The sequence below is a fragment of the Longimicrobium sp. genome (assembly GCF_036387355.1).
Lineage (GTDB): Bacteria > Gemmatimonadota > Gemmatimonadetes > Longimicrobiales > Longimicrobiaceae > Longimicrobium.
Map to the genome: position 1 here is coordinate 1 of NZ_DASVTX010000136.1, position 9,722 is coordinate 9,722.

General features: G+C 70.6%; 11 protein-coding genes and 1 tRNA gene. 9 read left to right on the forward strand and 3 right to left on the reverse strand.

All coding sequences use genetic code 11. The annotated features are described in order from the left end of the window. The 3 genes from VF665_RS06315 to VF665_RS06325 form a co-directional block, all read right to left on the reverse strand. Window positions 1–759, reverse strand: a 759-nt coding sequence (locus tag VF665_RS06315) for an Ig-like domain-containing protein (RefSeq protein ID WP_331052562.1), incomplete at its 3' end; no start/stop codon positions are given. A gap of 170 nt (window positions 760–929) precedes the next feature. Continuing rightward, window positions 930–1,012: transfer RNA gene (locus VF665_RS06320), tRNA-Leu, on the reverse strand. A gap of 13 nt (window positions 1,013–1,025) precedes the next feature. Beyond that, window positions 1,026–1,793, reverse strand: coding sequence for a hypothetical protein (locus VF665_RS06325; protein ID WP_331052563.1), 768 nt, complete (start codon window positions 1,791–1,793; stop codon window positions 1,026–1,028). A gap of 168 nt (window positions 1,794–1,961) precedes the next feature. On the opposite strand from VF665_RS06325, the gene VF665_RS06330 reads away from it, so the two are divergent. The 9 genes from VF665_RS06330 to VF665_RS06370 all read left to right on the forward strand — a co-directional run. After that, window positions 1,962–2,627 (forward strand): TetR/AcrR family transcriptional regulator, encoded by a 666-nt coding sequence (locus tag VF665_RS06330; RefSeq protein ID WP_331052564.1) that lies wholly within the window; start codon window positions 1,962–1,964, stop codon window positions 2,625–2,627. Between the two features lie 59 nt (window positions 2,628–2,686). After that, window positions 2,687–3,514, forward strand: coding sequence for an enoyl-CoA hydratase/isomerase family protein (locus VF665_RS06335; RefSeq protein ID WP_331052565.1), 828 nt, complete (start codon window positions 2,687–2,689; stop codon window positions 3,512–3,514). Between the two features lie 1,042 nt (window positions 3,515–4,556). Continuing rightward, the gene (locus tag VF665_RS06340; protein ID WP_331052566.1) at window positions 4,557–6,026 is read left to right on the forward strand and encodes an aldehyde dehydrogenase family protein; all 1,470 of its coding nucleotides are present in this window, start codon (window positions 4,557–4,559) and stop codon (window positions 6,024–6,026) included. A 115-nt stretch (window positions 6,027–6,141) separates the two neighbouring features. Further along, the gene (locus VF665_RS06345) at window positions 6,142–6,366 is read left to right on the forward strand and encodes a hypothetical protein (RefSeq protein WP_331052567.1); all 225 of its coding nucleotides are present in this window, start codon (window positions 6,142–6,144) and stop codon (window positions 6,364–6,366) included. A 130-nt stretch (window positions 6,367–6,496) separates the two neighbouring features. Beyond that, a complete protein-coding gene (locus tag VF665_RS06350) occupies window positions 6,497–7,714 on the forward strand; it encodes an acetyl-CoA C-acyltransferase (protein ID WP_331052568.1) in 1,218 nt (405 codons plus the stop codon). Further along, window positions 7,711–8,514, forward strand: a complete 804-nt coding sequence (locus VF665_RS06355; RefSeq protein ID WP_331052569.1) for an enoyl-CoA hydratase/isomerase family protein — start codon at window positions 7,711–7,713, stop codon at window positions 8,512–8,514. Before VF665_RS06350 ends, VF665_RS06355 begins: the two co-directional genes overlap by 4 nt. Window positions 8,515–8,627: 113 nt before the next feature. Continuing rightward, window positions 8,628–8,861, forward strand: coding sequence for a hypothetical protein (locus VF665_RS06360; RefSeq protein WP_331052570.1), 234 nt, complete (start codon window positions 8,628–8,630; stop codon window positions 8,859–8,861). Continuing rightward, entirely contained in the window at window positions 8,858–9,313 is a 456-nt protein-coding gene (locus tag VF665_RS06365; RefSeq protein WP_331052571.1) for a hypothetical protein, read from the forward strand. Before VF665_RS06360 ends, VF665_RS06365 begins: the two co-directional genes overlap by 4 nt. 126 nt (window positions 9,314–9,439) lie before the next feature. Then, window positions 9,440–9,722: 3-hydroxyacyl-CoA dehydrogenase NAD-binding domain-containing protein (locus VF665_RS06370; protein WP_331052572.1), on the forward strand; the 283-nt coding region annotated here is incomplete at its 3' end.

Consider the following 9,722-nt stretch of genomic DNA (forward strand, 5'->3'; position numbering starts at 1 on the left):
CGTCACCGTCGCCGTCCCCGGCGCTACGGCCGTCACCAGCCCGGCGGCGTTCACGGTGAGCACGCCGGCGTCGCTGGTGCCCCACGTCACCGTCTGCCCCGCCACCACCCCGCCCACCACGGTGCGTACGGTGGCGGAAAGCTGCGCCGTGGCGCCTGCCGCGAGCGTGTCCGCCGGCGGGGTGACCTGCACGCCGCCGTCCGGAAAGGGCACCCTGGCGCGGACGTAGACCTTGAAGACGAACCCCGGAGTTTCCGCGTCCACCGAGAACTCCCACCGCCGCGGGTCCGACGTGGCGTTGGGCGCCAGGATCTGATCGTAGCGGATGAACGACTGCCCGGCGCGGGTAAAGTCGCCCGTGCCGTCTTCCGTCAGCAGCGTCACGGCGCCCGCGCCGGTGGAGGCGGGCGCCTCGTGAAAGATGACCTGCACCCCCTCGGGGTCCATCGTGGTCCCGTCCGCTGTGCCGAGGGGCTGCCAGAGCAGGTTCTGCACGGTGGTCTCAAAGCTGACCACGTGGTCGAGGGTGTCCACGGTCACCGGCCCCGCCTGCAGGAACACGTACGTTCCCTGGTTGCCCACGATGAGCCGCGAGCCCGGGCCGGTGGGGTGCGACGTCGCGCACGACACCGTGGCGGACGCGCGCAGGTCCACCCGGCAGTCCAGCGCCGCGACCGCGGCGGCATCGGACGGATTTGCGTCGGGGGTGAGCGGGGCGGCGGAGTCGCAGGCCGCCAGCGCCGCGCACGCGATCAGCATTGCGCGGGTCCGGCGCGGGGAGAGGGTCATGGGCGGTGCGGAGGAGGCAGGGTACGGATGTGCGGCGCGGGGAACCGCGAAGGAGGCGATCGCCGTCGATGGAAGCGGATGCGGAGAACGCTCCACCAATGAGAACCGGCCCGCCCCACCGGAGTGAAGCGGGCCGGCAGTGCCCGGAGTCGGACTCGAACCGACAATCCCTTGCGGGAGGCAGATTTTGAGTCTGCTGCGTATACCATTTCGCCATCCGGGCGGACGGCGCAAACCTAACGCGGTGCGTCCGCGGAATCAACCATTTGCCCCGGCGCCTCGGGGGCGTCCAGAAGCTGCAGCGCGTACACGGCGCGGCGCAGGGCGCGGATGCTGTCGCCCGCGGCCAGCCCCTCGCGGGCGCCGGCCAGCAGCCGCCGCGCCCGGGCCGCGTTCTGCCCCGCCCCGCGGGCCTGCAGCCGCGCCTCCGCGCTGGCCAGCAGGCGCAGCCCCACGGCCATGGGCCCCTGCTCCCGCGCGCGCAGCGTGCCGCGCGCCACCAGCAGAACGGCCGCGGAGGTATCGCCCGCGGCCAGAGCGGCCCGGGCGGAGTCCGCGCGGGCGGCGACGGAGGTGAGGGCGGAGTCCAGCGCGGGGTAGCGGCCCTGCTCCAGCCGCTCGCGGGCGCGGTCCGCCCACACGTCCAGCGCGGCCAGCGGCTCCAGCACCCGCCGCGGCGCCGGGCTGCGGCTCATGCCGCCGGCGGCCAGCAGCAGCGCCTGCCCCTCCATCCGCAGCGCCTCCTCCATGCGCCCCGCCGCGCGCGACCGGGCCGCGGACTCGTGCAGCCCGTGCACGGCGGCGCGCACCGGCGCGTCGGGCGCCGCGTAGCGCAGCCAGGCATCGGCGCGGGCCATGCCCACCGGCTCGGTCACCGCCACCCACTCCACCCCGCCGGCGGACTGCACGTACGAGTCCGGCCCCGTGGGCCCGTCCTGGCAGGCGGCCAGGGCAAGCAGCGGGGCAAGGGCCAGCGAAAGGCGCGAACGGCGTGGCTGAGGCATGCGCGGCGGAATGGGGGACACAGCTGTCTTGGAGGGGAGAATGGAAGGTATACCGGGGCGGGACCGGCGGTCAAGCGCGGGCGGGGCGGACTGCTTGCACCGTCCCGGCGCGCGGGATAGGTTTGCGGACGGACGTTCGATATGCCGCACCCGGAGGCCACACGCTCGATGACGGACGAGAGAAGCGCGTACGACGAGAAGCTGGAAAGCATTCTTCGCACCGCCGCGCAGATCTTCGCGGAGAAGGGCTATCACCAGGCCAGCATCCGCGACATCGCCCGCGCCACGGGGGTCAGCCTCTCCGGGCTGTACTACTACTTCAACAGCAAGGAAGAGCTCCTCTTCCTCATTCAGGACCACGCGTTCGGCACGCTGCTCAGCAACCTGGAGCGCCTGCTGGACGGCGTGGCCGAGCCGCACCGGCGGCTGCGCCTGCTGATGGAGAACCACCTGCGCTACTTCATCGCCAACACGGCGGAGATGAAGGTGCTTTCGCACGAGGCCGAGGCGCTCACGGGCGACTTCCGGCGCCGGGTGAACGGCAAGAAGCGCCGGCTGACCGAGACGGCCATGCAGATCCTGCAGGAGATCCGCCCGGCCGGCGACGTGGACCCGCGCGTGGCGACCTTCGCCATGTTCGGGATGATGAACTGGCTGTACAACTGGCACCGCGCCGACCGCGACGTGCCGGTGGAGCGCATCGTGGACGACATGTACCGCATCTTCGTGGAGGGCTTCGCGCCCGACAACGCGGCGGTGCCCGCGCTGGCGCGCGAGGCTTCGCCGGGCGATGCGGCGCCGTCCATCTGGCGTTCCGGCGGCGCGGACGAGTAGGCGCCGCCCGCCGATCCCGTTTTCCGTACCCTTTCCAGAACCGAACCGGAGCAAACCTGATGGCCACGCTGTCCGCTGACGTGCCGACCGAGACCCAGACGCTGGTGCACTACGAGGTGCGCGACGGGGTCGCCCTGTTCACCCTGGACGATCCGCCGGCCAACACGTACACGCACGAGATGATGCGCCAGATCGACGCGGCCATCCTGCGCGCGCGGTTCGACAACACGGTGGACGTGATCGTGATCACGGGCAAGGGCGACAAGTTCTTCTGCGCAGGCGCCAACATCAACATGCTGCAGAAGGCCGACCCCACCTGGAAGTACTACTTCTGCCTGCACGCCAACGAGACGCTGCTCAAGCTGGAGCACACGCCCAAGCTGGTGATCGCGGCGCTCAACGGCCATACGGTGGGCGGCGGGCTGGAGATCGCCATGGCGGCAGACCTGCGCATCGCGCGGCGCGGCGCCGGCAAGATCGGCCTGCCCGAGGTGGCGCTGGGCGTGCTTCCCGGCACGGGCGGCACGCAGCGCCTCACCAAGCTGGTGGGCACCAGCAAGGCCATCGAGCTGATGGTTCAGGGCAACAACCTGGACTTTGACCAGGCGGCGGCCATGGGCATCGTGAACCAGGTGCTGGAGACCGCCAGCCGCGACGCGTTCGTGGACGAGGTGATGGCGTACGCCAAGCAGTTCACCCGCCCCAACAAGGCCACCTTTGCCGTGGGCAACATCAAGCGCTCGTGCCAGAGCGGCGCGGAGCTGCCGCTGGAGCAGGGGCTGGCGCTGGAGCGCGAACTGCAGGCGCTGCTGTTCAACTCGCAGGACGCCAAGGAAGGGCTGAACGCCTACGTGGAAAAGCGCACCCCGCAGTTCACCGGCAAGTAAGCGACGGACCGACGGACGGGGCCGGGCCGCGAGTGGCCCGGCCTCGTTTTTCGTTTCGGGCAGTGCGGAGTGCGGGGCGGGAAGTACGAGAGTACGAAAGTACGAACGTACGAAAGTGGGGATCGCCCGGTGGTGTGGCCCTCACCCGGCCGCGCTTAGACGCGTCCACCCTCTCCCACGAACAGATGTGGGAGAGGGGGCACACCCCAACCGCAGTTCGGGGCGGCGGGCGGGCTAGAGCGGGTGGCGGGCAGGCCTGAGCGGATGAATCCGCCGCTCGAACAGCGGGAACCCCCGACTCACGGCCGCTGTCGCGTCCACGATCGGGGCTTCAACCGACCCGGCGGACGGCCCGGCTCGCGTGGCGTGCGCCGAAGCCGCGGATGCAGTCCGCGGAGGCGGACTTCGTGCTGTTCCAGCGGCGAATTCATTCGCTCTGGACGGGGGCCGCACGGCGCCATCCCGTGTGCGCGCGATGGCCTCGTATACGGTCCGCGAAGGCGGCTTTGTGTGGTGCGAGGCGCGATTCACCCCCCGGGTGTGAGGCATGGGACGCGCGCCGAGCGATGTCCCTGCGCCGAACGGCTCCCCCTCTCCCACGGGAGCGGGCGGAGGGGGTTGGGGGGAGGGGGCCTTTCCGCACGCGCCGGGGCCTGACGATCCACGCCCGACCCTCCGCCTCACCCGCGTTCACGCGGGCGCGGTTGCGTGAGGGATGCGCGCCCGCAGGGGCAAGACGCCGCCGCGCGCGCACGAATGCACGCCCGGCGCGACGAGAAACGGGCGCGGCGGTGGCTTGCCGCCGTTGGGCACAGTAGTATCGTGCCCTACGGCGCGCGCAGCCCGACCCGGAGCGCAGCGGAGGGGCACGCCCAAAGAGCAGTGCGAAGTGCTGAGTGCTGAGTGCGGAGTGCGAAGGAAAGAAGTGCTCAGTGCTTAGTGCCCAGTTCGTGAAGCAGCACGGGTACGCGCGTCGGACGGAAGAGAAAGATCAGCCCGCCTGGGGCGGGACGGCAGTCTGGACGTTCAAACACACGGGAACATGAGCGATACGGCGACGCTGGAGATCCAGCCGGGACGGCTGTTCATCGGGGGCGAGTGGCAGGACGCCGCCTCGGGCAAGACGTTCGACACCATCAACCCCGCCACCGCCGAAACGCTGACGCAGCTGGCCGAGGGCGGCGCCGACGACGTGGACCGCGCCGCGCGCGCTGCCCGCACGGCCTTTGAGAGCGACGCGTGGCAGAAGCTGGACGCCCGCAAGCGCGGCCGCCTGCTGTACGCCATCGCCGACGGCCTGGAGGCGCGCGCCGACGAGCTCGCCCGGCTGGAAACGATGGACAACGGCAAGCCCGTCAAGGAAGCACGCATGATCGACATCAAGGAGTCGATCGACTGCTTTCGCTACTACGCCGGCTGGGCCGACAAGATCGAGGGCGACGTCATTCCCGTCCCCGGCCCGTACCTGAACTACACGCGCCGCGAGCCCGTCGGCGTGTGCGGCGCCATCATCCCCTGGAACTACCCGCTGCCGATGGCGGCGTGGAAGGTGGCCCCCGCGCTGGCCTGCGGAAACGCCATGGTGCTCAAGCCCGCCGAGCAGACGTCGCTCACCGCGCTGGAACTGGCCCGCATCGCCGCGGAAGCCGGGCTCCCCGCGGGGATCCTGAACGTGGTGACGGGCTTCGGCGAGTCGGCCGGCGCGGCGCTGGTGGCGCACCCCGAGGTGGACAAGATCGCCTTTACCGGCAGCACCGCAGTGGGCAAGATCATTCAGCGGCAGGCGGCGGACACGCTCAAGCGCGTGTCGCTGGAGCTGGGCGGCAAGAGCCCCAACATCGTGCTGGAAGACGCGGACGTGGACGCGGCGGTGCGTGGCGCCAGCATGGCCATCTTCTACAACACCGGCCAGGCCTGCACGGCCGGAAGCCGCCTCCTGGTGCACGAGAGCATCCGCGACGAGTTCGTGGAAAAGCTGGTGAAGCGGGCCGCCGGCTTTGTTCCGGGCGACCCGATGGACCCCAAGACGCGCCTGGGGCCGCTGGTTTCGCAGGAGCAGCTGGACCGGGTGCTGGGCTACATCGAGCAGGGCAAGGCCGAGGGCGGCAACCTGCTGATGGGCGGCGACCGCGTGGAGGTGAACGGCAAGCGCGGCTACTTCGTGAACCCGGCCATCTTTGGCGGCGTCACTTCGCGCATGACCATCGCCTGCGAAGAGATCTTCGGGCCGGTGCTGGCCGTCCAGACGTTCAAGGACCTGGACGAGGCGCTGGAGATCGGCAACAGCACGGAGTACGGCCTGGCCGCGGCCGTGTGGACGAAGGACGTCCGCAAAGCGCACGTGGCCGCGCACAAGCTGCGCGCCGGGACGGTGTGGATCAACACGTACCACAACCTGGACACCGCGTCCCCCTTCGGCGGCTACAAGCAGTCGGGCTACGGCCGCGAACTGGGCCGCCACGCGCTGGACCTGTACACGCAGGTAAAGAGCGTGTGGGTGAATCTGGGGTAACGGCAGTGCGTGAGTGCTGGGTGCGTTAGTGCGGAAGTACTGAAGTGCCCAGGTTCAAGTGCCCAGTGCCGGTTTCGGCGCTGGGCACTCGGTCTTACCTTTCCGGGAGGGCACGATGGATCTGCAGGTGACCGCGGTCTTTCAGCAGGTTCCCGAAGGCTGGATCGCGTGGGCGCAGGAGATCTCCGGCCCCATGACGCAGGGCGATACGCTCGATGAGGCGCGCACCAACCTGATCGACGCGGTGCAGTTGATCGTGCTCACCCGTCGCGAGATGGACGATGAGGAGCACGCGGGCATCCCCGTGATCCGCGAGAAGCTTTCCGTTCCGATCGAGTGATCCTCACCGCGATGATGGGCGGCTGGGCACTGGGCACCTGGACCTGGGCACTTCTGTTCCCAGGCACTAAATCCTGGGCACTTCAGTTCCCGGCACTTGGCACTTGAAACTGGGCACTTCTTTTCTTCTGATGACTTCTCCGCGCGCCGACGCCTACATCCTCGACGCCTGCCGCACGCCGGTGGGGCGCTACAACGGCTCGCTGGCCTCCGTGCGGCCGGACGACCTCGCCGCCACCGTGGTGCGCGCGCTGGTGGAACGCACCGGGATCGACCCGTCCACCGTGGACGACGTGATCTTTGGCTGCGCCAACCAGGCCGGCGAAGACAACCGGAACGTGGGGCGCATGGCCGCGCTGCTGGCCGGCATGCCCGTCACGGTCGCCGGGCAGACGGTGAACCGCCTGTGCGGATCGGGGCTGGAAGCCGTCCGCAGCGCCATGCACGCCATCCGCGCCGGCGAGGGCGAAACGTTCATCGCCGGCGGCGTGGAAAGCATGACGCGCGCGCCCTGGGTGATGCTCAAGCCGGCGGAAGGCTACGCCCGCGGGGTTCCGGAGATGGCGGATTCGCTGCTGGGATGGCGGTTCGTCAATCCCAGAATGCCCGCCGAGTGGACGGTCTCGCTCGGGGAAACGGCGGAGATCGTGGCGGAGGAGTTCCACGTGAGCCGCGCCGATCAGGACGCGTTCGCGCTCCGCAGCCAGCAGCGCGCCGCGCAGGCCATCGCCGAGGGCCACTTTGCGGGCGAGATCGTTCCCGTCCCCGTTCCGCAGCGCAAGGGCCCGCCGCGCATGGTGGACACGGACGAGCATCCCCGCGCGGACACCACGCTGGAGTCGCTGACCGGGCTCAAGGCCGCGTTCCGCAAGGAGGGCGGCACGGTCACGGCCGGCAACGCGTCGGGGCTGAACGACGGCGCCGCGGCGCTGCTGGTGGCGTCCGCCGCCTCCGCGGAGCGCATGGGATTGAAGCCGATGGCGCGCATCGTCGCGAGCGCGGTGGCCGGCGTGGAGCCGCAGCGGATGGGGATCGGGCCGGTGCCCGCCGTCCGCAAGGCGCTGGCGCTGGCGGGGATGGACATCGGCCAGATCGGGCTGGTGGAGCTGAACGAGGCGTTCGCCGCGCAGTCCGTGGCGTGCGTCCGCGAGTTGGGGATCGACCCGGAGATCGTGAACGTGTCCGGCGGCGCCGTCGCCGTGGGGCACCCACTGGGCAGCAGCGGCGCGCGCATTCTCACCACGCTCGTTCACGAGATGCGGCGGCAGAACGTGCGCTACGGGCTGGCCTCCATGTGCATCGGCGTGGGCCAGGGGATCGCGATGATCGTGGAGCGGGCGGACTCGTGAGCGTGACGGAGATGGCGGATTCCGTCCTGTCGCGCGTGGAGGACGGCGTCGCGTGGATCACGCTGAACCGCCCCGACCGGCTGAACGCATTCGCCGGAGACATGCGCGACCGCCTGCACGACGCCATTGACCGTGCGGCGTCGTCCGCGGAGGTGCGGGTGATGGTGATCACGGGCGCGGGGCGCGGCTTCGGCACCGGCGCGGACGTGGAGGTCATGAGCGACCTGCTGGGCCGAGGCGACGATGCCACGTTCGAGCGCCTGGTGCAGTCGGGGATGTGGGTGATCCGGCGGCTGCGGTCCGTGGAGCAGCCGGTGATCGCCGCGGTCAACGGCCCCGCGGCGGGCGCGGGCGCGGCGCTGGCGCTGGCGTGCGACTTCCGCGTTGCCTCGGCGCGTGCCTCCATCGGCCTCACGTTCAACCGCATCGGGCTGCACCCGGACTGGGGCGCGACCTATACCCTGCCCCGCCTGGTGGGCCCCGGCCGCGCGGCGGAGCTGGTGCTGACCGGACGGATGGTGGATGCGGAGGAGGCGGCGCGCATCGGACTGTTCGAGCGCGTGGTCCCCGCGGATCAGTTCGAGGAAGCCGTCCGCGCGCTCGCCGCCGAACTCGCCGCCAAGCCGCCGATGGCGCTGCGCTTCGCCAAGCAGTCGCTGGGCGCGTCGCTGCATGCGGATCTGGACGCCATGCTGAACGCCGAACGCGAGCGGCAGATGGCCTGTTTTCGGTCGGCGGACGCCAAGGAAGGAATCACGGCGTTCAACGAGAAGCGCACGCCCGTCTTCCGCGGCGAGTAGAGCGACGGGCGACTGAAGTCGCGGCAACAACGGCGCAAAGTCCGCCTGCGCGGACCGCACCGAATGCATCGTCGCAAGCGGCTGGCATCTGCGCGTCCACCCGCCCAGAGCGAATGAATTCGCCGCTGGAAAAGCACGAAGTCCGCCTGCGCGGACTGCAGCGGATGCATCGTCGCAAGCGGCCGGCTCCCGCGTCCGCCCGCCCAGAGCGAATGAATTCGCCGCTGGAAAGGCACAAAGTCCGCCTGCGCGGACTGCACCGGCGAGACTCGCTCGTTCAACGCGCGACGGCGTTTGCAAAGGTCCGCGCCGGAACGCTCCACACCGACATCTCCGATTCTCCGTGAAGCTTACTCTCGCTCTGCTCGTCCTGTGTTCTGCCGCGCTGGCCGCGTGCGGGGGCAGCAGCCGGCCCATGCCGCCGCGCGCCACCGCGCCGTGGATGACCATCGGCCGCTCCACGCAGGTCTACACCTCGCTCGATACGTCGCGCATCGTGAGCGAGGGCAGCAAGCGCGTGGTGTGGGTGCGCACCGATTCGCTCGTGCTCGACACCGTGGCCGCGAACGGGACGGGCACGGTGCTCACCCGCGAATCGCAGCACCGCGTGGACTGCGGCACCGCCAAGGTGCAGGACATGGCCGTCATCCAGCGTGACGGCGCGGGGCGGCTGACGGGCGGAACCCCGGCTCCGGTGGGCGGCGAGCGCGCCTTTGCCTCGCACCCGTTCGGCCAGCGCGTGTTCCCCACCGTTTGCGAAGCCATCGGCGTCGCCGCGCGCAATCGCGAGCGCGCCTGATCCCGCCCGAGTGCGGGGACGGGCGGCTCCCCGCCTTCGGTCCCCGCGCTTGCGGCGCCCGCCGCGGCTCGCGTATATCAACGGCTTCTCTGCGGAACGATTTTCACCGTCGCCGGAAGCCGACTCTTGCCTGACTCATCCATCCAGACCGTCCTCGTTCTCGGCGCGGGCACCATGGGCAACGGCATTGCCCAGGTGTGCGCCATGGCCGGCTACCGCGTCGTGCTGCACGACCCGCAGCCGGACGCGGTCGCGCGCGCGCTGGGCACCATCCGCGCGAACCTGGACAAGGGCGTGGAGCGCGGAAAGGTGACTGCCGAGGCGCGCGAGTCCGCCCTGGCCAACCTGCGCGACGAGGCGCACGTGGATGCCGCCGCGTCCACCGCCGACCTTGTGATCGAGGCGGTGC